General features: G+C 71.4%; 21 protein-coding genes. 9 read left to right on the top strand and 12 right to left on the bottom strand.

From position 1 onward, the window contains the following. Window positions 1-250 precede the first annotated feature (250 nt). Complete coding sequence (gene trpB / locus AC1DXK_RS19130; protein WP_457106441.1) at window positions 251-1,492, top strand: tryptophan synthase subunit beta; 1,242 nt, start codon at window positions 251-253, stop codon at window positions 1,490-1,492. Window positions 1,493-1,734: 242 nt separating this feature from the next. Here the strand turns inward: trpB and AC1DXK_RS19125 are convergent, their stop codons facing one another. Beyond that, window positions 1,735-2,121, bottom strand: a complete 387-nt coding sequence (locus tag AC1DXK_RS19125) for a helix-hairpin-helix domain-containing protein (RefSeq protein WP_457106440.1) — start codon at window positions 2,119-2,121, stop codon at window positions 1,735-1,737. 284 nt (window positions 2,122-2,405) lie between these two features. Here AC1DXK_RS19125 and AC1DXK_RS19120 point away from each other — a divergent pair, with 284 nt between their 5' ends. Both AC1DXK_RS19120 and AC1DXK_RS19115 read left to right on the top strand, forming a co-directional pair. Further along, the gene (locus AC1DXK_RS19120; RefSeq protein WP_457106439.1) at window positions 2,406-4,274 is read left to right on the top strand and encodes an ABC transporter ATP-binding protein; all 1,869 of its coding nucleotides are present in this window, start codon (window positions 2,406-2,408) and stop codon (window positions 4,272-4,274) included. A gap of 91 nt (window positions 4,275-4,365) precedes the next feature. Further along, window positions 4,366-5,280 carry a cell envelope integrity EipB family protein gene (locus AC1DXK_RS19115; RefSeq protein ID WP_457106438.1) on the top strand — a complete coding sequence of 305 codons (915 nt, stop codon included), beginning with the start codon at window positions 4,366-4,368 and terminating at the stop codon, window positions 5,278-5,280. Window positions 5,281-5,302: 22 nt separating this feature from the next. On the opposite strand, the gene AC1DXK_RS19110 is transcribed toward AC1DXK_RS19115, so the two are convergent. Beyond that, window positions 5,303-5,599 carry a DUF3572 domain-containing protein gene (locus AC1DXK_RS19110; RefSeq protein ID WP_457106437.1) on the bottom strand — a complete coding sequence of 99 codons (297 nt, stop codon included), beginning with the start codon at window positions 5,597-5,599 and terminating at the stop codon, window positions 5,303-5,305. Between the two features lie 80 nt (window positions 5,600-5,679). On the opposite strand from AC1DXK_RS19110, the gene AC1DXK_RS19105 reads away from it, so the two are divergent. Both AC1DXK_RS19105 and AC1DXK_RS19100 read left to right on the top strand, forming a co-directional pair. After that, window positions 5,680-6,051 (top strand): response regulator, encoded by a 372-nt coding sequence (locus tag AC1DXK_RS19105; RefSeq protein WP_007560977.1) that lies wholly within the window; start codon window positions 5,680-5,682, stop codon window positions 6,049-6,051. Window positions 6,052-6,221: 170 nt separating this feature from the next. Further along, on the top strand, window positions 6,222-7,595 hold the full coding sequence (locus AC1DXK_RS19100) for a PleD family two-component system response regulator (RefSeq protein ID WP_457106436.1): 1,374 nt from the start codon (window positions 6,222-6,224) through the stop codon (window positions 7,593-7,595). Here AC1DXK_RS19100 and AC1DXK_RS19095 read toward each other — a convergent pair. Continuing rightward, on the bottom strand, window positions 7,544-8,320 hold the full coding sequence (locus AC1DXK_RS19095; protein ID WP_457106513.1) for a hypothetical protein: 777 nt from the start codon (window positions 8,318-8,320) through the stop codon (window positions 7,544-7,546). The genes AC1DXK_RS19100 and AC1DXK_RS19095 overlap by 52 nt on opposite strands. Here AC1DXK_RS19095 and AC1DXK_RS19090 point away from each other — a divergent pair. From AC1DXK_RS19090 to AC1DXK_RS19075, 4 genes are all read left to right on the top strand, one after another. Beyond that, the gene (locus AC1DXK_RS19090) at window positions 8,250-8,399 is read left to right on the top strand and encodes a helix-turn-helix transcriptional regulator (RefSeq protein ID WP_457106507.1); all 150 of its coding nucleotides are present in this window, start codon (window positions 8,250-8,252) and stop codon (window positions 8,397-8,399) included. The two genes, AC1DXK_RS19095 and AC1DXK_RS19090, sit on opposite strands and share 71 nt — an antisense overlap. A 302-nt stretch (window positions 8,400-8,701) precedes the next feature. After that, window positions 8,702-9,664, top strand: a complete 963-nt coding sequence (locus tag AC1DXK_RS19085) for an acetyl-CoA carboxylase carboxyltransferase subunit alpha (RefSeq protein ID WP_457106506.1) — start codon at window positions 8,702-8,704, stop codon at window positions 9,662-9,664. Then, on the top strand, window positions 9,661-10,392 hold the full coding sequence (locus AC1DXK_RS19080) for a DUF1796 family putative cysteine peptidase (RefSeq protein WP_457106435.1): 732 nt from the start codon (window positions 9,661-9,663) through the stop codon (window positions 10,390-10,392). Before AC1DXK_RS19085 ends, AC1DXK_RS19080 begins: the two co-directional genes overlap by 4 nt. Window positions 10,393-10,647: 255 nt before the next feature. Continuing rightward, window positions 10,648-12,159, top strand: a complete 1,512-nt coding sequence (locus AC1DXK_RS19075) for a L,D-transpeptidase family protein (RefSeq protein ID WP_457106434.1) — start codon at window positions 10,648-10,650, stop codon at window positions 12,157-12,159. A gap of 4 nt (window positions 12,160-12,163) precedes the next feature. Here the strand turns inward: AC1DXK_RS19075 and AC1DXK_RS19070 are convergent, their stop codons facing one another. The 9 genes from AC1DXK_RS19070 to AC1DXK_RS19030 all read right to left on the bottom strand — a co-directional run bounded on the left by AC1DXK_RS19070 (window position 12,164) and on the right by AC1DXK_RS19030 (window position 21,168). Next, window positions 12,164-12,337: a YqaE/Pmp3 family membrane protein gene (locus AC1DXK_RS19070; RefSeq protein ID WP_012318839.1), complete on the bottom strand. Its 174-nt coding sequence runs from the start codon at window positions 12,335-12,337 to the stop codon at window positions 12,164-12,166. A 155-nt stretch (window positions 12,338-12,492) separates the two neighbouring features. After that, window positions 12,493-14,082 carry a cytochrome c gene (locus AC1DXK_RS19065; RefSeq protein ID WP_477298679.1) on the bottom strand — a complete coding sequence of 530 codons (1,590 nt, stop codon included), beginning with the start codon at window positions 14,080-14,082 and terminating at the stop codon, window positions 12,493-12,495. 37 nt (window positions 14,083-14,119) lie between these two features. Then, window positions 14,120-14,464: a hypothetical protein gene (locus tag AC1DXK_RS19060; RefSeq protein ID WP_457106432.1), complete on the bottom strand. Its 345-nt coding sequence runs from the start codon at window positions 14,462-14,464 to the stop codon at window positions 14,120-14,122. Then, window positions 14,464-14,964 (bottom strand): TspO/MBR family protein, encoded by a 501-nt coding sequence (locus AC1DXK_RS19055; RefSeq protein ID WP_457106431.1) that lies wholly within the window; start codon window positions 14,962-14,964, stop codon window positions 14,464-14,466. The genes AC1DXK_RS19060 and AC1DXK_RS19055 overlap by 1 nt, the downstream gene beginning before the upstream one ends. Further along, a complete protein-coding gene (locus AC1DXK_RS19050) occupies window positions 14,961-16,184 on the bottom strand; it encodes a geranylgeranyl diphosphate reductase (RefSeq protein ID WP_457106430.1) in 1,224 nt (407 codons plus the stop codon). The genes AC1DXK_RS19055 and AC1DXK_RS19050 overlap by 4 nt, the downstream gene beginning before the upstream one ends. A 4-nt stretch (window positions 16,185-16,188) precedes the next feature. Continuing rightward, window positions 16,189-17,553, bottom strand: coding sequence for a BCD family MFS transporter (locus AC1DXK_RS19045; RefSeq protein ID WP_457106429.1), 1,365 nt, complete (start codon window positions 17,551-17,553; stop codon window positions 16,189-16,191). Next, entirely contained in the window at window positions 17,553-18,437 is an 885-nt protein-coding gene (gene chlG / locus AC1DXK_RS19040) for a chlorophyll synthase ChlG (protein WP_457106428.1), read from the bottom strand. The genes AC1DXK_RS19045 and chlG overlap by 1 nt, the downstream gene beginning before the upstream one ends. Window positions 18,438-18,790: 353 nt before the next feature. After that, complete coding sequence (gene ppsR / locus AC1DXK_RS19035) at window positions 18,791-20,239, bottom strand: transcriptional regulator PpsR (RefSeq protein WP_477298676.1); 1,449 nt, start codon at window positions 20,237-20,239, stop codon at window positions 18,791-18,793. 29 nt (window positions 20,240-20,268) lie between these two features. Continuing rightward, entirely contained in the window at window positions 20,269-21,168 is a 900-nt protein-coding gene (locus AC1DXK_RS19030) for a cobalamin B12-binding domain-containing protein (RefSeq protein WP_457106426.1), read from the bottom strand. Window positions 21,169-21,378: the final 210 nt, after the last annotated feature.

The following is a 21,378-nucleotide window of genomic DNA, read 5'->3' as shown; positions in this document are numbered from 1 at the left end:
GGGCGCCTCCTCGGCGAAGGCCGGCAGGCGCGGCAGCAGCAGCGCGCCGGCGAGGCCGAGCCCGAGGACGGCCCCGAGGAGCGGGCGGATTCGATCGCGACGAGCCATTCTGTCCTCCTGCCGGAATCTGACAGGGTGTTCGCCCCGTGGCCCGATCCGGTTACGCGGGCGGGACGCCGCATTGCGGTCACGCCCGCATGGGTCTACGCACCGGCAACAGATCGACCTCCGCGCGCGCAGGATCCGTCCCGTGACCATGGCCCCCGAACCGAACTCCTTCCGCACCGGCCCCGACGAGCGCGGCCGCTTCGGCATTTTCGGCGGCCGGTTCGTCGCCGAGACGCTGATGCCGCTGATCCTGGAGCTGGAGGCCGCCTACGAGGCCGCCAAGGTCGACCCGGCCTTCGCGGCCGACATGGCCAGCTACGGCACCCACTATATCGGCCGGCCGAGCCCGCTCTACTACGCCGAGCGCCTGACCGAGCACCTGCGCGCCAAGGCGCCGTCCGGGCAGGGCGCCAAGGTCTATTTCAAGCGCGAGGAGCTGAACCATACCGGCTCCCACAAGGTGAACAACGTGCTGGGCCAGATCCTGCTGGCCCGCCGCATGGGCAAGCCGCGGATCATCGCCGAGACCGGCGCCGGCCAGCACGGCGTCGCCACCGCGACGCTCTGCGCCCGCTTCGGCCTCAAGTGCGTAGTCTACATGGGCGCGGTCGACGTCGCCCGGCAGGCCCCCAACGTCTTCCGGATGAAGATGCTCGGCGCCGAGGTGATCCCGGTGGAATCCGGCACCAAAACCCTCAAGGACGCGATGAACGAGGCCCTGCGCGACTGGGTCACCAACGTCGCCGACACGTTCTACTGCATCGGAACCGTCGCCGGGCCGCACCCGTATCCGGCCATGGTGCGCGACTTCCAGTCGGTGATCGGGCGCGAGACCCGGGAGCAGATGATCGCCCAGGAGGGCCGCCTCCCGGATTCGCTGGTCGCCTGCATCGGCGGCGGCTCCAACGCCATGGGCCTGTTCCACCCGTTCCTGGACGACCGCGAGGTCGAGATCTTCGGGGTCGAGGCGGCGGGGCACGGGGTTCATTCCGGCCTGCATGCGGCCTCGCTCACCGGCGGCAAACCTGGGGTTCTGCACGGCAACCGCACCTACCTTCTGATGGATGCGGACGGGCAGATCGCCGACGCGCACTCGATCTCGGCCGGGCTCGACTATCCCGGCATCGGGCCGGAGCACGCGTGGCTGCACGAGTCGGGCCGGGTCACCTACATCTCGGCGACGGACACGGAAGCCCTCGAGGCGTTCAAGCTCTGCTCGATGCTGGAGGGCATCATCCCCGCCCTGGAACCCGCCCACGCGCTGGCCCGGGTGATTGATCTGGCCCCGCAGCGCCCGACCGACCACCTGATGGTGATCAATCTCTGCGGCCGCGGCGACAAGGACATCCCGCAGGTGGCGGAGATCTTCGGGACGAAGCTCTGAAGGCGGCTCAGGCCTCGGTCGGGCCGTCGTTCCGCCACCGAGGCGTCATCGGGCCTCGACGTCTGTGAGCGGTGCGGCGTTGCCCGCGCGGATCAGCGGGAGCCGGAGCGGCCGGGCAGGGGCGGGGCCGTCCGGACATTGAGACCAGCGGCCACCCTCGCGCGGACCGGGCCGCAGGCCGGCCCGTTCGAGAAAGGCGTCCGGCGAACGGCCGACCGGCGGAGGGAGAATCCGCCACCGCCTCACCGCACCGTCACCTGATCCTTGATTCGCTCGTACACCGTCCGGCTGAGTACCCGCTTCGACAGCAGTTGATCCACCGACGCGTAGGGGCGCTTGGCAATGATCGCCCGGCCGATGGCGCCCCCGCCCCGTAGGCGATTCAGCTCCGCCACCGAGGCGGTGTTCAGATCGACGACCGCCAAGGCCCGGGGGCCGGCGCTGTCCTCCGCCCTGTCGACCTCGGCCTGACCGGCCGATTCCGCGCCCTCCGGCTGAGCCTGCGTCTCCGGCGGGATCGACGGAACGTCGGGAGCGGCCTGGGCGTCGGACGGCATCTGAGCCGGGCTGGCGGGGGGCTGGATGGTGCGGACCGGGGCCGCCGGCTCGCGCGCGGGCTCGTCAGGCACGGGCGGAGGCGGGGAAGGCGTCGGCTCTGCCGGCGGCAACGGAGCCGACGGGACCGTCGATGGGGCGGGCCGAGTCGCCGGTCCGGGCATCGGGCCAGGCAACAGGAATTGCACCACTGCCGCGAGTATGCCGGCAATGATGAGCAAGACCGAAATTCTGAGGATTGCAGGACCGCTGAGCACGCACCACTCGACGAGGATTAAAACTAAATGCCGCTACAGTTAATGCTGTCCTTGCGTAACGTCCAACCGGCCCCTGAAACCCGGCGGGAGATCCCCAGGGGATGACGGAGCGGGCACCGCGTCTCGGTGGGGAAGCCCGTGAGCGCCTGAGCGGGCGCCTCGGAGCCCTGCGCTACCTGCCGACCCTGTTCCGGGAGATCGCCGCCGCCAGCCCCCGCCTCCTCGCGGCGAGCCTGTCCCTGCGCCTCGTGGCGGCCTGCCTGCCGGTCCTGATGCTGTATCTCGCCAAGCTGATCCTCGACGGGATCGTGGCCGAGCATGCCCGGCCGGTCCCGGAGACAGGGCCGGCGGACTGGCTCGCCGATCCCAGCCGGGCGCGGCTCGCCGGGCTGGTCCTGGCCGAGTTCGGCCTCGCCCTGGTCTCGGACCTCACCGGCCGCCTCGCGGCCCTCACCGAAACCCTGATCGGCGACCTCTACGCCAACGCCGCCTCCCTGCGGCTGATGGCGCATGCCGCCGCCCTGGACCTCGCGCAGTTCGAGGACAGCGCCCAGCAGGACCGGCTGGAGCGGGCGCGGCGGCAGGTCAGCGGCCGAACCGGTCTCATCGGCACGGTGTTCGGCCAGGCGCAGGGGCTCCTAACCCTCGCCACCCTGGCGGCCGGGGTGGCGGCCTTCACCCCCTGGCTGGTGGTGCTGATCGCTGCCGCCCTGGTGCCCGCGGTCCTCAACGAGTGGCACTTCACGAAGGCCGGCTACCGCCTCGCCTGGATCCGCAGCCCGGAGCGCCGACGGATCGACTACCTGCGCTACCTCGGCGCCAGCGTCGAGACCGCCAAGGAGATCAAGCTCTTCGGCCTCTCGGATTATTTGACCGACCTCTACGGGACGGCGGCGCGCCGGCTGCTCGCCGAGAACCGGGGCCTCGCCACCGCCCGGGCCGGCTGGGGCTTCGCCTTTACGAGCCTCGGAACCCTCGCCTACTACGCCGCCTACGCGGTGATCGTCTGGCGGACGGTGGCGGGCGGGTTCTCGGTGGGCGACCTCGCCTTCCTGGCGGGCGCCTTCCAGCGCCTGCGCGGCGGCCTGGAGGGCCTGCTCCTCGGGGTGACCCAGATTACCGGACAGGCCCAGTATCTCGACGATTTCTACTCCTTCTTCGCGATCCGGCCGCAGATCCGCTCTCCGGCGCGGCCCGTGCCGGTGCCGGATCCGATCCGCGAGGGGCTGGTCTTCGAGGCGGTCGGCTACCGCTATCCCGGCACGGAGACCTGGGCGCTGCGCGGCCTGTCCTTCGCGGTGCGGGCCGGCGAGACCGTGGCGCTGGTCGGTGGCAACGGCGCCGGCAAGACCACGATCGTCAAGCTGATGACCCGGCTCTACGACCCGCACGAGGGGCGCGTACTCCTCGACGGCGTGCCGCTCCCGGCCTACGACCTCGATGCGCTGCGGGCGCGGATCGGGGCGATCTTCCAGGATTTCGTCCGGTTCGACCTCACCGCGGGCGAGAACGTCGCGGTCGGCCGCATCGAGGCCGCCGGGGACGCCGACCGCATCGCGGCCGCGGCGGTCCGGGGGCTCGCCGCCCCGGTGATCGCGCGCCTGCCCGAGGGCTACGCCCAGCCGTTGGGCAAGCGCTTCGCGGGCGGCCTCGACCTGTCGGGGGGCGAGTGGCAGAAGGTCGCGCTGTCCCGGGCCTACATGCGCGAGGCCGACATCCTGATCCTCGACGAGCCGACGGCGGCCCTCGATGCCCGGGCCGAGCACGACGTCTTCGCGCGGTTCCGGGAGCTGTCGGCGGGACGGACGGCGGTGCTGATCTCGCACCGGTTCTCCACGGTGCGCATGGCCGACCGCATCCTGGTCCTGGAGGGTGGCCGGCTTCTGGAGGAGGGGAGCCACGCCGCCCTGATGGCGCGGGGCGGGCGCTACGCCGAGCTGTTCGCCCTGCAGGCGGAGGGCTACCGGTAGGCCCGGCCCCGCGGCGGCGCTCCCGGCGCCGTGCACACATTGCCCGATTCCCACAGCCTGCTATCTGCGGCGGGCTGAACCGAGGTTGTCCATGCGCCTGCGCCTCCTGCATCTCCTGACGGCCGGTCTCGTCGTCTCCGCCTGGGGCGCCCGGGCGGCCCCACCCGCCGCGCCCGAGCCGGAGGCCAAGCCGCAGGCCTCGGCCCCGGCCCCCGAGATCGTCCTGGCCAATCACCGGGCGGTCTACGACCTGTCCCTCGCCGAGGGGGGCGGCACGCGCGCGGTGGAGAGCGCCCGCGGCCGCATCGTCATCGACTTCCGGGGCGATGCCTGCCGCGGCTACACGATGCTGACCCGGCAGGTGACGGAACTGTCCTCCGGCGAGACCGGCACGCGCCTGTCCGACATGCGCAGCACCACCTTCGAGGGCGGGCAGGGGCGCGAGTTCCGGTTCAAGACGACGACGCTCACCAACAACAAGCCCGCCGCCCCCGTGGACGGGACCGCCTCCGAGCAGGGCGACGCCGTGACGGTGAAGCTGAAGGGCGGCCCGAAGCCGTTCACCGTCGACGGCCCGGTGCTGTTCCCGAGCGAGCACATGCGCCGCCTGATCGAGGCGGCGCGGGCCGGCCAGTCGACCCTCTCGGTCAAGGTCTTCGACGGCTCCGACGACGGCCGGAAGATCTACGACACCTTCGCGGTGATCGGTCATACGGAGACCGGCCCGGCGCCGGCGAAGGACTCGTCCCGGGACAAGCCCCTGCGCGACGGGGCGCTCGCCGGCATGCCGCACTGGCCGGTGCGCCTCAGCTACTACACCGAGGGCGCCGGGGAGCGGACGCCGATCTACACCCTCGGCTTCGACCTCTACGAGAACGGCGTCAGCGGTGCGCTCAAGCTCGATTACGGCGATTTCGCCATCGTGGGCGACATGACCACCCTCGACATCGACGCGCAAGCGGGGCGGCCCGACGCGAAGGAAGCCGGCAAGGGCTGCACGCCCTGAGGGCACGCGGGACCGCTGCGACTCACGCCCATTCGTCGTCCGGGCGCGGCGACAGCCGGTGCCAGGCGGCGGCGATCCGCTCCGGCTTGACCCCGAGGGCGCCCGCACAGGCGAGGAGGACGTTCTCGTCGCCCATCACGTGGTCGAGGACCCCCACCAGGAAGGCGGGCTCGCCGACGCTCGCGCGCAGGGTCTCGGGGCCGAGCCCGCTCGCCGCCAGGAAGGGCAGGAGCCGGTCCTCCTCCGCCGTGATCCACAAAAGAACGTCCAGGGCGAGCCGTTCGGCGGACTCATCCCCTTGAAGAGGTTTGCCATTCATCAACATGTGAACGCTACAAAGGTGACGGAGGGGCTTCACGGCCCGCTAATCATGATCGGCGCGCACCGGGACATCGGATCATGAAGAAGACGGTGCTGATCGTCGAGGACAACGAGTTGAACATGAAGCTGTTCAACGATCTCCTTGAGGCGAACGGCTACGCGACCCTGAAGACCGCCCACGGCATCGAGGCGATCGAGCTGGCACGCGCGCATCATCCCGACCTGATCCTCATGGACATCCAGCTCCCCGAGGTCTCCGGCCTCGAGGTGACAAAATGGCTCAAGGAGGACGACGACCTCAAGAGCATCCCGGTCATCGCCATCACGGCCTTCGCCATGAAGGGCGACGAGGAGCGGATCCGCGAAGGCGGCTGCGAGGCCTACCTGTCGAAGCCCATCTCGGTCGCGAAGTTTTTGGCAACGGTTCGGGCGTATCTTGAACCGCGATGACACCGGCGAGGCGTGCCGTTGAACCGAACCTCCGATTGTGCCGGGTCGGGTGAGCGGTTCAATCGTCCGTCCCGTCCTGCCCGCTTGAGCCGATGCGGCTGCCCGGCGGTGGGCTCCCACGGCACAGGGTGCCCGGTCCGGGCCGCTCCACCGCGCCCTTACGAGGAAGCATGTCGGCCCGTGTCCTGATCGTCGACGACCTGTTCCCGAACGTGCGGCTTCTGGAAACGAAGCTCGGGCTGGAATATTTCGACACGCTCGCCGCCATGAACGGTCGGGACGCGATCGCGATCTGCGAGAAGGGCCTCTGCGACCTCGTCCTGCTCGACGTGATGATGCCCGGCATGGACGGGTTCGAGGTCTGCCGGCACCTCAAGAACAACCCCCTCACGGCCCACATCCCGGTGGTGATGGTCACGGCCCTCGACCAGCCGGCGGATCGCCTGCGCGGCCTCGACGCCGGGGCCGACGACTTCCTGACCAAGCCCGTGGACGACACCGCCCTGTTCACCCGGGTGCGCAGCCTCGTGCGCCTCAAGGCGGTGACGGACGAGTTGCGCCAGCGCGCGCTGGCCTCGCGGGAATTCGGCATCGGCGACCCCCTGGCGCTGGCCACCGCCGAGACCGGCCTCGATGCCCGGATCCTGCTGATCGAGGACCGCCCCGGCTCGGCCGAGCGCCTCGCCGGCGCCCTGCGCCAGCACCACACGGTCACGGTCGAGACCGACCCGCACGAGGCCCTGCGCCGCGCCGCCGAGGAGGCGTTCGACCTTGCCCTGGTGAGCCTCGACCTCGCGGAGTTCGACGGGCTGCGCCTGTGCAGCCAGCTCCGGTCCCTGGATCGGACCCGGGCGATGCCGCTGATCATGATCGCCGAGGAACATGACCGCGCCCGGGTGGTCCGCGGCCTCGATTTCGGCGTGCACGACTTCCTGATGCGCCCGGTCGACCGCAACGAGCTGATGGCCCGGGTCCGCACCCAGGTTAAGCGCAAGCGCTTCACGGATGCGCTGCGGGGGGCGATGCAGGCCTCGCTGCAGATGGCCGTGACCGATGCGCTGACCGGGCTGCACAACCGGCGCTACCTCGACAACCATCTCGGCGCGCTGTTCAGCGACGAGGCCACCCGTCGGGCACATCTCGCCGTGCTGATCCTCGACATCGACCACTTCAAGGGCATCAACGACAGCTTCGGCCACGAGGCCGGCGACGAGGTGCTGCGCGGCTTCGCCGAGCGCGTCCGCCAGCACACGCGGCCCATCGACATCGTGGCGCGCTACGGCGGCGAGGAGGTGGTGGTGATCCTGCCGGAGGCGGGGCTGGTCGAGGCGCAGAGCATCGCCGAGCGCATCCGCGAGCGGGTCGAGGCGGTGCCGTTCTCGGTGCAGGCCGCCACCCGGACGGTCCCGGTGACCGTCTCGATCGGCGTCGCCGTGCGCCACGGCGAGGATCTCGGTCCCGGCGACATGCTCCGGCGTGCCGACCTCGCCCTCTACCGGGCCAAGGCGGCGGGGCGGAACCGAGTCGAGTTGCAGGCCGCCTGACGCCTCACCAGCGCCGGTTCAGGCTGCCGCGGACGGCATGCGCGCCGGCCCGGCTCACCATCGAACCTGAATAGGCGACTCCCAGGGTCGAACCGGGTTCGATCCGCGCCTCCAGCGCCGCCGAGACCACGAGCGCGTCCCGGTCGATCGGGCTGCCCGCGATCGTGAACGGCCGCCTCCCCCGCGAACGCCATCAGCGCGCGCGGCACCACGTCCCCGAACGCCCGCCGGTAACCGATCAGCCCGCGGGCGTTCACCGGGACGTCGAGCCCGAGGCCCGCGAAGGACAGCGCCTCGTCGCCCACCGCGATCCCGCCCTGCGGGGCCGGCGCCGCGCCGACGGAGACCGTGGTGCCGGTCGCCGCCGCACCGTCCGCAGCCCCCAGAGCCGTGCCGTTCTCGATGGTGAGGGTGCCGGCCGAGACCACCGTGGAGTCCGCGTAGGGGCTCGCGCCGGAAAGGATCTGCGCGCCGCCGGCGAGCGTCAGGCCGCCGGTGCCGGCGATGCCGCCGCTGAAGCTGCCGGCGGCGCCGGAGACCGTGAGGGTCTTGGACCCGAGCGCAACGGTCCCGGCCTGGCCGGTGGCCGTGTCGGTGAAGGTGTTGATCGTTGCGCCCGCGGCGGTCACGCCGGCGACGTCGAAGGTGGCGCCGGTGTCGGGCGCCGCCCCGCTGGAGGCGGCGATCGAGCCGGCGCCGGCCGAGAAGATCGGCCTGTCCGCCATCGCGCGGCATGTCGGGCTGAGCCTGTTTCACTTCCGACGCCTGTTCCAGGCGGTGATGGGCGAGTCGCCCTCGGCTTAGAAGCCGCTCTGCGCCATCCTGGAGACCTATGCCCGCGTCAGCCTGGACTGGCTCCCGCGGTCGGGGGAAACGTTCCTGCCGGACGGGAACGGGGGCTACAAGGTCTACCATCAGGCGCCCTGGACCAGGGTGGGGCAGGCCCATGACCTCAGCGTGGTGCTCCCCCGCTCGCCTGATCCGAGAGGCGTCGCGGGGCGACAGAGAGCGGCCGTCCGGCCTCAGGCCGGTTGACACCACCCCCGCCATCGCCAACACCTCGCGCCCGCCGCCCCGCGCGGCGGATCCGGGAAGACTTGAGCACGATGGCGGTGACGCGCACCTACCTCGACTTCGAGAAGCCGGTAGCCGAGCTGGAGGCCAAGCTCGAGGAGCTGCGGGCGGTCGGCGCGCGCGACGGCGCGGTCTCCATCGCCGAGGAGGTCGGCCGGCTCGAGGCCAAGGCCGGCCAGGCGCTCGCCGAGATCTACGCCAATCTCACCCCCTGGCAGAAGACCCAGGTGGCCCGCCACCCGCAGCGGCCGCACTTCGTGGATTATTGCGGCGGGCTCATCACCGAGTTCACCCCGCTGGCCGGAGACCGCAGCTTCGGCGAGGATGCGGCGATCCTGGGCGGATTCGGGCGCTTCCGCGGTCGGCCGGTCCTGGTGCTCGGCCAGGAGAAGGGGGCTACCACCGAGGCGCGGCTGCGCCACAATTTCGGGATGGCCCGGCCCGAGGGCTACCGCAAGGCGGTGCGTCTCATGGAGACCGCCGACCGGTTCGGCCTGCCGGTCCTCGCCTTCGTGGATACGGCGGGCGCCTATCCGGGCATCGAGGCGGAGGAGCGCGGCCAGGCCGAGGCCATCGCCCGCTCCACCGAGGCCTGCCTCGCGCTGGGCGTGCCCAACGTCGCGCTGGTGATCGGGGAGGGCGGCTCGGGGGGCGCCATCGCGCTGGCCACCGCCAACCGCGTGCTGATGCTGGAGCACGCGATCTACGGGGTGATCTCTCCGGAGGGCGCCGCCTCGATCCTGTGGCGCGACCAGGGCCGCGCCTCCGACGCCGCCACCGCCATGAAGATCACCGCCCAGGACCTGCTGCGCCTCGGCGTCATCGACGCGATCGTCCCGGAGGCCACCGGCGGCGCCCATCGCGACCGCGAGGCGGCGATCCGGGCCGCGGGCGATGCCATCGCCGAGTCCCTCGCCCAGTTCGATGGCCTCACGGCCGACGAGATCCGTGACCGGCGCGCGGAGAAATTTCTCGCGATCGGCCGGAGCCTGTGAACGAGCCCGGGGCGACGGGGGGCCTGTTCGGCGCGATCGGGCGCCTGCTCGGCCGGCGCGACGCCCGGGAGCCCGGCCGGCACAACCACGTGTCGCTCGGCTGCAACTGCCAGATGGCACACGTGCTCAAGACCCTCGACCTGCGCCACTGGTCGGGGCCGCTGGACTGGATCTTCTCGATGCCCGGCATGGCCCGGGACTGCCTCGCGGACGACTTTTCCGCGCTCGTCGACCGCGCCCAGCTGGAGAGCATCCCGGAGGCCGAGCGGCGCGGCCCCGACATCTGGCGCGGGCGCCACCGCCTCTACCGCGAGCGGCACGGGCTCGAATGCGTCTTCAACCACCACGACCCGGCGGCCAACGATGCGGATTACGCCTTCCTGACCGAGGGCGTGCGCCGGATCCGCACGGCGCTCGACACGAAGGGTACCGACAACCGCCTGTGGATGATGACCCACCTCCACACGCCCCGGGACGTGATCGAGGCGATCGACGACCTGCTCGGGCAGCGGGCGAGCCGCAACCATCTGACCTTCCTGCAACTCGAGACCGGGCATCCGGCGGTGGCGGTGGTCGAGGCGACCGACCTCCGGCCCACCCTGCGCTGGCTCACCGTGCACACGCCCTCGGAGCCGGTCGGCCTGCGGCTCGCCGACCCGGCCGACGACGCCGCGCTGGTGGCGATCATCCGCGCCGAGGCGGCGCGGCGGCCGGTCCTGTTCGGCTGAGCGGGCGGCCCTCCGCGAGAGGCGGAATACAGACGATCCCGCCTGCGTCGTGGCTTCGGTACGGGCATTTCGGGCTTTTCCTTGACCCGTTCCGATGAATATCCTGGGATTCGCGTCGCGCAGAAGCGGTGCAGTGTTGCGCCCGCGTCCTTGCGGTAAGGAAGGCGCAAGCTTAACGAGCCTATTGGGTTGGGGAGTGGCACCCGACGCGGCCAGCAAGGCTCGCGGGCGCGCGTAAGACGATCGAGGTTCCCCATGACGGCGCGTCTCGCGACCGCGCGACTGCTGGCGGCGGCGTCCCTGCTGGCCCTGTCGCTCGCCGCCTGCCAGGATGGCTCCGGGATCAACGGCCCGAGCGCACGCAGCCTCGCGCCGATCGCCCCCCAGACGGTCGCCCTGATGCAGACCAAGGGGATGCAGCAATCCGACCCGATCCTGATCCGTGCCTACAAGAAGGAGGCGGAGATGGAGGTCTGGAAGCGGGGCGGCGACGGCCGCTACGCCCTGCTGAAGACCTACCCGATCTGCCGCTGGTCCGGCCAGCTCGGCCCCAAGACCCGGGAGGGCGACCGGCAGGCGCCGGAGGGGTTCTACACGATCACCCCGGGCCTGATGAATCCCAACTCTTCGTACTATCTCTCGTTCGATACCGGTTTCCCGAATGCCGTCGACCGGGCCAACGGGCGTACGGGCAAATACCTGATGGTGCACGGGACCTGCTCGTCGGCGGGATGCTTTGCCATGACCGACGCCACCATCGCGGAGATCTACGCCATCGCCCGCGAGGCCTTCGTCGGCGGCCAGCGCAGCTTCCAGTTCCAGTCCTACCCGTTCCGGATGACGGCCCAGAACATGGCCAAGTTCCGCAACGACCCGAACATCGGGTTCTGGCAGAACCTCAAGGAGGGGTCAGACTATTTCGAGGCCCTGGGCGAGGAGCCGAAGATCGGCCAGTGCGGCACCAAGTACGTGTTCGGCGGCGCCGATGCGGCGGCGGGCTCGTGCAAGCCGAAGGTCGATCCCCTGGTGGCCGAGAAGCGCGAGCGCGACGAGCGCGCCGTCGCCGAACTCGTCGCCAAGGGCACGCCGGCGGTGCGGGTGGTCTATCAGGACGGCGGCCAGAACCCCGTATTCCGTCCGCAGAACGCCAGCGCCTTCGCGAGCCTCGGCGGCACCGAGACGGTGGTGCCCTACGACGCCAAGGAATACGGCCGGCACAACCTCGGCGACGTGAGCCGCCCCGAGACCCTGGCTGCCGGTCCGCAGGAGATCGAGGTCGGCCCGAAGAGCCAGGCCGTGATGATGGCCGGCGCCGAGCCGGCGGCCCCGGCCCGGGCCGCGAAGGCCGACGGCAAGGCCCACGGGCTGCGGGAACCCGCGAAGCCGGCGTCCACGACGCTGATGGCGAATCGGGTCGAACCCGGCGCCCAGGTCGAGACCACGGCGGCCCTCGCCGAGAAGCCCGCCCGGATTGCGGTGGCGGATGCCGACGGCGACCCGAGCAGCTACCAGAAGCTGTTCGGCCAGCTCTTCCCCAAGGACAAGCCGGCCCCGGCCGCACCCGCGACCCCGGCCGTCGATGCCGCGGTCGTACCCGAGCCGGTGAAGCTCGCCCACGCCGCCGAGAAGGTGGCGCCGAAGGTGGTCGCTAAGGCCCACGCGGTAAAGACCGCCAAGGTGGAGGGTAAGGCAGACGGGAAGGGCGACGCGAAGGCGGACGCAAAGCCCGCCCTCCGGAAGGGCGAGCCCGAGGCCAGGAAACCCTGACCGCTCAGACCAGCGGCCGGTCGCGGTTCATCAGCCACAGGGCGTGGACCGTACCCGGCAGCCAGCCGAGGATCCACAGCAGGATGTTCAGCAGGAACTGCAGGCCGAAGCCTGTGGTGACGAGCACGGCGATCGGCGGGAAGAAGATCGCGAGCAGGATGCGGACGAGGCTGGACACAGGCACTCCGAGCGTGAAGTCGGCACGACCCGGCTCCAACGAAACACGATTTTATCCGTTCCCTGGGTCTACGCCGTCATTGCGGGGCCGCGCAGTGGACCCGGGACCCCGGATGCACGGTCCGTCCGGCGAGGCCCGGACGGACCGGCGGTGCCTTAGTTCTTGACCGGCGGGGTCGTGGCGGTCGGCACGTTCGCCGCCTGCTTCTCCGGATGCTTCACTTGGCTGTAGGCGACGTTGGAGAAGGTGCCGATCACCGCGGGCCAGCTCGGATTGGCGTATTGCGGGTCGTCACGGCCGACCTTGCAGAAGGCCGTGGTCAGGGCGTTGACGACGTCGTCGTCGGTGGCTCCCGTGTCGGCCGCCTTCACCTGCGGCACCAGCCGAACCAGCGTCGGCAYGAAGTCCTGCTGCTTCAGACCCGTGAGCGTGGCGCCGACCCCGATCCGCTCGAAGGCGGCCTTGAGCTTGTCCTGCTCGATCTCCGCACAGGGCGCGGTGCCGGCCAGCATGGTCTTGGTGGCGGCCCGGGCGTCGGAGGCCTTGTCGCCGGTCACCGGCGGGGCCTTGTTGCCCCAGGAATTACGGATGTAGTCGGTGACGTTCCGCACCTCGACATCGGTCATCTGCTGGCCGATCGCCACCATCGGGGCGAGCCCGCTCTGGGCGGCCAAGCCGCCATAGATCACGCGCAGGACCGTCTCGGGTCCCTCCGACATCACCGAGGTGTTGCCGGCGAGCGCCGGGACCGCACCCTCGATGCCCTTGCCGTCGGGCTGGTGGCAGGACGAGCAGTAGGTGAGGTAGGTGGAGGCACCGGGGGCATCCGCCTTGTCGAAGACCGCCAGATCCTTCGGCTTGTAGGTCTGCTTGGCCGGGACGGTGCGCAGATAGGCGACCATGGCCTTCAGGTCCTCCTCCTTCACCTTGGAGAGGGATTCCATGATGGTCTGGCGCATCGGGCCGGCGGCGACGCCGGGCCGGTTGCCCGGGGCGGTGCCGGTCTTGAGATAGGTCACCACTTGCTCGTCGGTCCAGGCGCCGATGCCCTGGTGACCGTCCGGGGTGATGTTGGGGGCGTACCAGCCGTCGATCACGCCGCCGCCGAAGCGGCCCGCGAAGCTCGAATTGCCGACGATCTTGTTCTCGTTGTGACACATGGCGCAGTGGCCGAGCCCCTCGACGAGGTAGGCGCCGCGGTTCACCTCGGCGCTGGCGTTGGGGTCGGGCTTGAAGCGCTCCTCGGTGAAGAAGGCGGTCCGCCACGTCACCAGCGCGGTGCGCACGCTGAACGGGAACGGGATCTGGCTCTCCTGGCGCTTCTCGCTCACCGCCGGGATCGACTGCAGGTAGGCCCAGATCGCCTTGGTGTCCTCGTCGGTGACCTTGGTGTACCAACCGAACGGGAAGGCCGGGTACAGGTAGCCGACATGCTTGCTGTAGCCCTGACGGAAGGACTTCTCGAAGTCGGCATAGGAGTAGTCGCCGAGTCCGGTCTCCTTGTCGGGGGTCAGATTGGGGGTCATGATCACGCCGAAGGGCATGTTCAGCGCGTAGTTGCCGGCGAGGTACTTGCCGCCGGGCGCCGTGTGACAGGCCGCGCAATCGCCCATGGTGACGAGGTACTTGCCGCGCTCGATCTGGTCGGGGGAGCCGTCCTGCGCCAGGGCGGGCGCGGCCAGGAACAGGCCTGCCAGGATCGGGGTCGAGGCCCAGCCGGAGAGGCGGGCATTCGTGCGCTTCATGGCAACCTCTCCCGAACGGACTTTAGAGTTCTTTCAATCAGATGACGCGCGTGAACGCGGCCGTTCGCGGCGATGTTCCGGTCTGCGCCGGGCTGCGGCGTTGTGCCGTGGCCGCCCGGAACCGCAAAACGAGGTCGGCGAGATGCGCGACGAGCCCGGCGAGCAGGAAGCCGGCGACCGCGATCCAGCCGGACCCCGCCAGCGCCGCCCGCAGGGCCAGCATCAGCGCGGCACCGGAGGCGAGGTTGGCCAGCAGGGCGGGCAGTGACGGGCCGCTCCGGCGGCAGAGCCATGCGAGGAGGAGCGCCTCCCCGGCGACGAGCAGCAGGATCCCGTCGACGATCCGGCCGGAGGCGAACAGGGCGGCGAACAGCCCGTCCATCAGGCGGGCTGCCCGAAGGGCGCGTTGAGGCGCACGATCCGCAGGTTCAGGCAGGCGGCGACGCTGACCCAGGCGAGGTAGGGCAGGTTCAGGAGCCCGGCCGCGCCGGACACGCGGCCGGTGACCAGCACCAGCACGGCGATGGACAGCCACAGGGCCGCGACCTCGGCCAGCGCCCAGTCGGGCCGGCGGAAGCGGAAGAACAGGACGCTCCAGGCGATGTTGAGCACGCCGTTCACCCCGTAGGCGGCGAGCAGCGCGTCCCGGGCGGCCGGGTCGGGATCGCCGGTCCAGGCCAGCACCCCGGCGGTCGCGGTGAGCGCGAAGATCACGGTCCAGACCGGTCCGAACGCCCAGTCCGGCGGCTTCCAGGCGGGTACGCGCAGGCGCCGATACCAGCCGTCCGTGGTGGTCGCGACGGCGCCGGCCACGGCCACAAGCACGGCGGCCACGGCCGCGACCGCGGGCGGCCCCCAGCCGGCGCCGAGGGAGACACTCACGGCGAGACCCAGCGGAACAGGTGGGCAAGGTCCTTGAAGAAGATCCGCGCGTGGGCGGCGGGCTTCGCCCGGACCAGCTCCTTGTTCATGTAGCTGTCCCAGGTGAGCTGCTGGACGTCCTTGTCCCGGCAGATCGAGACGAAGCGTTCGCGCAGGCCGTCGCTGCGGTACCAGACCCACTGCATCATCCCGAGAATCCAGAACACGCGCCCGTGCAGCCTCATGAACTGCTTGCGCGCACCCGCGAGGGCGCGGGCCTCGCCGGTCCGCAGGAAGGCGGCGGCCGCCTCAGCCGAGAGGCGGCCGCCGAGCATCGCGTAGTAGATCCCCTCGCCGGAGGCCGGGGCGACCACGCCGGCGGCGTCGCCGGCGAGCAGCACGTCCCGGCCGTTGTCCCAGCGCTTCAGGGGCTTGAGGGGCAGCGGAGCGCCCTCGCGGCGCAGGGTCTCGGCCCCGTCGAGGCCGGTCGCCGCGCGCAAGGCCCGGATCGACGAGCGGAGGGAAAAACCCTTCCGGGCGCTGCCGGTGCCGATGCTCAGTGTGTCCCCGTGGGGGAAGATCCAGCTGTAGAAATCCGGCGAGTGGCGGCCCTGGTAGTAGACGTCACAGCGGGTCGCATCGACGGAGGCGGCCCCTGGAGCGCCGGCCTCCGGCACCCGGAGGATCTCGTGATAGGCGAAGACCTGCCGCATCTTGGCGTGACCCGGCACCTCCGCCCGGCCGACCGGCGAGCAGGCGCCGTCGGCGCCGATGACGAGGCGCGCCCGCACGGCGTCGCGGACGAGATCTGCGCCGGCGCCGGTGGTGAAGTGGACGCGCGGCGGCCCGTCATCCGGCCGGGTGATCCGGTCGTAGGCGGCGGCGCGCAGATCGGCGCCCGCCTCCTCCGCCCGGGCGCGCAGCCACGGATCGAAGGATTCCCGGTCGACCATGCCGACGAAGCCCTCGCCCACCGGCATGTCGACGGCCTTCCCGCTCGGCGCCACCATCCGGGCGGCGCGGATCTTGGCGACGAGGAGCGAATCGGGGATGGCGAAATCGCGGATCAGCCGCGGCGGGATCGCGCCGCCGCAGGGCTTGATCCGGCCCGGCTTGTCGAGGAGCAGCACCGTATGGCCGGCGCGGGCGAGGTCGGTCGCCGCAGTGGCGCCGGCCGGGCCGCCGCCGACCACAACGACGTCGTACATCGCTTCGCCGTCGGCATCATCCAACCGGGCCATGGCCTCACCTCGCGCTGAAGGCAGGATCGAGCGACACCCTGTCGGGTGCCGGAGCGGGTTCGAGGCGCGCCGCCAGGGCGACCGCGACGAGGAACAGCACGCCCTCCGCGGCGAACACCGCCGCGTAGGCCTGGACGGGCTCGGCCGTGACGAGCCGGACGGCGTCCACCGCCACCGCGCCCAGGAATCCGCCGGCGCCGAAGGCGATGCCCTGCGCGGCGCCCCAGACGCCCATGCGGGTGCCGCGCTCCCGCGCGTCGCCGCGGCCGGCCAGCGCCATCATCGAGCCGATGGCGGCGACCGCGTAGGCGCCGTTGGCGACCCCGAGGGCGAAGACCGTCTCCCGCAGCGGGAAGTCCGAGCCGCCCGCCGCACCGCTCGCCAGGGCGAACAGGGCCGCCGCCGAGCCGGCGCAGCCGATTCCGATCCAGAGCCGCAGGGAGGCGAGGGGGGTGCCGCGGGCGGCGAGCGTCACTGCCGCCACGAGCAGCATACCGGCGAGCACGCCGCCGTGCTGGAGCCCGGCGAGCTTCGTTGTGGCGCCCGGACTCATCGCGAAGACGAGACCGGCATAGGGCTCCAGGATCAGTTCCTGGGCACTGTAGGCCAGCATCGAGACGAAGACGAAGACCGTGAAGGTGCGGGCGACGGGATCGGCGAGGACGTGAGCCAGCACCGCGAAGAACGGCCGCCGCGCCGCTTCGGGCTCCGGGACGCGAGCCGGCAGGCGGCGCTCGACGCCGGCCACCGCCAGGGCGGCGATGCCGAAGGCGATGAGCGAGACGGTGCCCGACACCGCCACGAGCCGGAGGCCGGAGAACGGATCGAGGAAGTGGCCGGCGAGCGGCGCCGTAACGGCGAAGCCGACGATCATCATCACCCAGACGATGGTGGCGGCCGCCCCCCGCCGGGCCGGCGCGACGCCCCCCGACAGCAGAACCAGGAGCGAGGTTCCCGCTGCCCCGACCCCGATCCCGACACACAGGAAGGAGAGGGCGGCCAGCGCCAGCCCGAGGACGAGACTCTCCGCGGCGAGGGCGGTCCCGCAGGCCGCCCCGAACCCGCCGAGGCAGAGCGCGGCCATTCCGCCGACGATCCAGGCGGTGCGCCGGCCGCTCCGGTCCGAGCCGTAGCCCCAGCGCGGGCGGAGCACCTGCACGGCGTAGTGCAGGGCGACCAGCAGGCCCGGCACGAAGGCGGGCAGGGCGAGTTCGACGACCATCACCCGGTTGAGGGTGGCGGTCATCAGCACGACGACGCTGCCCAGCGCGGTCTGGACGAGACCCAGGCGGACGATCTGGGGCCAGCCGAGCTCCGCGGACGGGAACGGGAGGGCGCCCGTCATGGGCGCGCGGGCCTCGGACCCCATCACGCCCCTCCCACCAGCGGCCGCAGGGCGAAGGCCGCCACCAGCATGCCGAGGACGTAGAGCGTGGTGCCGGTGCCGTTGTACCACGCGGCTCGCTCCCGGGGGCTGCCGAGGAACCGGACCATCAGAGCGAGCTGGCCGGCGAGCAGCACCGCCACGATCCCGGCATGCCAGTACCGCTCCCAACCGACGAGAAGGGCGATCACCACCACCTGCGGAACCGCCATGACCAGGCAGGCGAAGCGCGCGGCGCGCTCGGAGCCCAGCTGCACCGGCAGCGACAGCAGGCCCATCCGCCGGTCGCCCTCCACGGACTTGAAGTCGTTGAGCGTCATGATGCCGTGGGCGCCCGCCGAATAGAGCAGGGCGACGGCGAGCACCCGCCGGTCGGGCAGGGTCGCGGCCATCACGGCCGCGCCGGTGAACCAGGGCAGCCCCTCGTAGCAGAGCCCCACCGCGGCGTTGCCCCACCAGCCGTTCTTCTTCAGGCGCAGGGGGGGCGCGGAATAGATCCAGGCCAGCACCAGCCCGAACAGGGCGGCGCCGAGGATCCACGGCCCGAGGGCGGCGGCCACCGCGAGCGACAGCAGCGTCCAGCCCAGCGCGAGGTAGAGGCCCCAGCGGCCGGGGATGCGCCCGGAGGGAATCGGCCGGTTCGGCTCGTTGATCGCGTCGACGTGGCGGTCGAACCAGTCGTTGGCCGCCTGGCTGGTGGCACAGACCAGCGGTCCGGCGAGCAGCACCCCGGCGGCGATCACCGGCCATTGTCCGTGCGCGGGCTGTCCCGAGGAGATCACGCCGCAGGCGAACGCCCACATCGGCGCGAACCACGTGATCGGCTTCAGCAGCTCGATGACTGCACTCGGGGCGGGCGTGGCGGCCATGGCAGCGAGGCTACCGGCGCCACGGAAAGTGTCAAGTCAGATTTACATCCGGCGGCAGAATGTCCGACCGGTTTGTCGGTCGAATACATCGGATCTCTTAAAATACAATATGCAAGACACGGTCGGACCGTGCATCCGGAGCAGGGTCTGGGGACCGTTTTCGAGTCCTCCGCGCGTCTCCGGCGCCGGGATCTCCATCAGGATCGAACAGGGTATCAACGGCGGATCCCAAGGCCGCTGACGCGGCGCGGATCGGCGGCCGCAGGGGTTCGGACTGGCCGCCGGCTCCCGTGGATGCGTAGTGCCGCGGGGAATGGATCGGCCCGGAATCGGTCTCCTGCCGACCCTAAGCCTCACTCCACTTCGACCGGGCCGTCCAGGTCGCCGACGCCGTAGCGGCGCATCTTGGCATAGAGGCCCTGCCGGCTCAGGCCGAGCATCTCGGCCGCGGAGGCCCGGTTGTCCCGGGTGATCCGCAGGGCCGCCTCGATGCAGAGCTTCTCGATCAGGTCCGTCGTCTCGCGCACCAGGGTCTTCATCGAGACGCGGCCTACCAGCTCGGCCATCTGCTCCACCGAACGCGGCACCTCTCGTCCGACGCCGACGTGGCGGCCCTCGGGAATCCGCCGCGGGCCGGACCGGATGGCGAAGCCGAGGCACGGGCGGAGACCGGCCACCGACACGGCGGCGACCTCCACGTCCTCCATGCCGCCGTAGGCGCCCCGGACGACGGTGCCGAAGCGGCGCACGGCACCATGATCGACCAGCGTCGCGAACAGGGCCTGCGCCTCCGACTCGTCGCGGCCGAGCCAGTGGTCGAGGGTGCGGCCCCGCGCCTGCCCCTCGGTGGCGAGCTGCGCCAGTTCCAGGAAGGCGGCATTGGCCATGAGGACCCGCCGCGCCGGGTCGGTGACCACGAATCCCTCGGGCATCGCCTCGATCACCGCGGCCGTGGGCGCCTCCTGATCGAGCCCGGCCTCCGCAACCGCCGGGTCGGCGACCAGCTGCAGTAGGACGCTGGCGCCGCCCTCACCCCGGAACAGCGAGGCCGAGACCGTCACCTCTCCCCGTCCATGCGACAGGGCAACCCGGATCTCTCCGGCCTGCCCGGTCGCCCGGAGGGCGCCGAACTGAGCCTCGAGGGCTCGGGCGCTGGCGGAATCGAACAGGTCGACCACGTCCTGGCCGGYGATGCGCTTGGCGGGGCGCCCGATCAGGCGGGCGGCAGCCGGGTTGACCTCGGCCACCCGACGCGTCCCGGCATCGACCACCAGCACCGGCTCGCCGGAGATCTGGAACAGAAGCCGGTAGCGGGTCTCGGCGGCGCGGAGCCGGTCGTAGTCCCGCTCCAGGGCCTGCTGCGTCTCCATCAGCCGGCGCTGCAGGGCCGCCACCGCCCGCATGTCGCGCCCGAGAACGAGGATCGGGCCGCCCTCCGACGGTCGGATCGAGGCGTAGCGGATCGGCAGGTCGGCGCCGTCGGGGGAGGGGTGGTTGACCTGGCGCCAGCGGGTGATGCCCTCGGCCCGGGCATCGCGCAGGAGGGCGTCGACCTTCGGCCGGCTCTCCACCGTGACGGTGTCGATCCAGCGACGGCCGAGCCAGCCCGCCACGGTCGACGCCTCGAGATCGGTGCCGACGGTGGCGTCGCGGATCACCCCGTCGGCATCGACGATCAGCGATAAGTCCGCGGACGCCGCGACGATGCGCCCGACCGCCTCACCGTGGAGGAGGCCGGCCACCTGCTGCAGGGCCGCGGGCGGCGGCTGCGGGGTGGGGCGAGGCTGGGGCGTCACGGTCACCGCAATGTGATCTTCGGGGAATGCCCCTTTCAGCAGGCCAACGCCTGTCTGTCCAGCAAAGCTTCGGCTGCGGCGGGGGCGAGGCACGCGTCAGCCGCACAGGCATCCGCCCCGACGATTCCCGCCTCGCCGCCGTAGCGGGCAAAATAGGGGCCGCCGACCAGCACGCGGATCTCGCGGTTGCGCGAATCGCGGCGCACATCAGCCACCGTCGCCGCCAGGGCCGGCAGCAGGACGTCGCAGGACAGCGACAGGCCGACCACGTCGAACCAGTCGGTCCGGAGCAGGTCCAGGGGATCGACCCCTGGCCCGGGTACCGCCGTGGTCACGTCCCAGCCAGCCTCCCGGAAGAAGCTCGCGACGACCGACAGGCCGAACAGGTGTGTCTCCCCAGGGCAGGGCAGCAGAAGGACGCTGCGCCCGTTGGCCAGGACCGATTCGCGCTCCAGCTCGGCGCAGAGGCGGCGGCTCACGGCGTGGAGACGCCCGAGCGCCTCCGTAACGGCCAGGAAGTCGCAAGCATCCTCCTCCCAGAGGGCGCCGAGATGCCGGGCGGCCGGGGCGAGCAGGTCGAGGAGGAGGCGCGCCAGGGGCAGCCCCCCGTCGCGCAGGGCCTCCACCCGGGCATCGAGATCCACCGGGCCGGCGGTCAGGAGCAGGGCGCTGAAATCGGCGATCTCCCGCGGACTGGGTCTGCGGCTGGCCTGCACGCGACGCCCGGGGGCGGGACGATGGGCGAGCATCAGTCGGGGCAGGATCTCGGCCTCGACCACCCGGGCGATGGAATCCGGAACGGGTTGGTGCGGATCGGACCAGGCCAGGGGCGGGGGCGGGTCGCGGAAGACGGGAAAGCCGCCGCTCACGGGACTGCAGCCTGCCAAAGGCGAGCCGGAATCGAGGCGGTCACCGAAATGCCTCCAGTTTCCCATCGGCATCCCTCCCTGAGACGACCCCGGACCGAAGGGACCGGCGGCACCGCTCGCGCATGGGGTGGGGCGTTGCTCGCCCGCCTATTCTTCGACTTCACCAGTTGCCGGATCTGACCGATCGAACCGCAGCAATCTCGGCCGTCGCACTCGACGATACGCCTCCTGTCGAACTTGGCAATGATCTAAAGTGAAGAAAAATATCTCTCCCTC

The sequence above is a fragment of the Methylobacterium sp. P3_A11 genome (assembly GCF_056403155.1).
Note: the sequence above shows the minus strand (reverse complement) of the source record. Positions and strands in the feature narration are given on the sequence as shown.

Bases quoted from the DNA above. Each gene is read 5' to 3' on its own strand.
- AC1DXK_RS19120 (WP_457106439.1), top strand. From the start codon at position 2,406: ATGACGGAGCGGGCACCGCGTCTCGGTGGGGAAGCCCGTGAGCGCCTG.
- AC1DXK_RS19115 (WP_457106438.1), top strand. From the start codon at position 4,366: ATGCGCCTGCGCCTCCTGCATCTCCTGACGGCCGGTCTCGTCGTCTCC.
- AC1DXK_RS19110 (WP_457106437.1), bottom strand. From the start codon at position 5,599: ATGAATGGCAAACCTCTTCAAGGGGATGAGTCCGCCGAACGGCTCGCC.
- AC1DXK_RS19105 (WP_007560977.1), top strand. From the start codon at position 5,680: ATGAAGAAGACGGTGCTGATCGTCGAGGACAACGAGTTGAACATGAAG.
- AC1DXK_RS19100 (WP_457106436.1), top strand. From the start codon at position 6,222: ATGTCGGCCCGTGTCCTGATCGTCGACGACCTGTTCCCGAACGTGCGG.
- AC1DXK_RS19095 (WP_457106513.1), bottom strand. From the start codon at position 8,320: ATGGCGGACAGGCCGATCTTCTCGGCCGGCGCCGGCTCGATCGCCGCC.
- AC1DXK_RS19085 (WP_457106506.1), top strand. From the start codon at position 8,702: ATGGCGGTGACGCGCACCTACCTCGACTTCGAGAAGCCGGTAGCCGAG.
- AC1DXK_RS19075 (WP_457106434.1), top strand. From the start codon at position 10,648: ATGACGGCGCGTCTCGCGACCGCGCGACTGCTGGCGGCGGCGTCCCTG.
- AC1DXK_RS19060 (WP_457106432.1), bottom strand. From the start codon at position 14,464: ATGGACGGGCTGTTCGCCGCCCTGTTCGCCTCCGGCCGGATCGTCGAC.
- AC1DXK_RS19050 (WP_457106430.1), bottom strand. From the start codon at position 16,184: ATGGCCCGGTTGGATGATGCCGACGGCGAAGCGATGTACGACGTCGTT.
- AC1DXK_RS19045 (WP_457106429.1), bottom strand. From the start codon at position 17,553: ATGGGGTCCGAGGCCCGCGCGCCCATGACGGGCGCCCTCCCGTTCCCG.
- chlG (WP_457106428.1), bottom strand. From the start codon at position 18,437: ATGGCCGCCACGCCCGCCCCGAGTGCAGTCATCGAGCTGCTGAAGCCG.
- AC1DXK_RS19030 (WP_457106426.1), bottom strand. From the start codon at position 21,168: ATGGGAAACTGGAGGCATTTCGGTGACCGCCTCGATTCCGGCTCGCCT.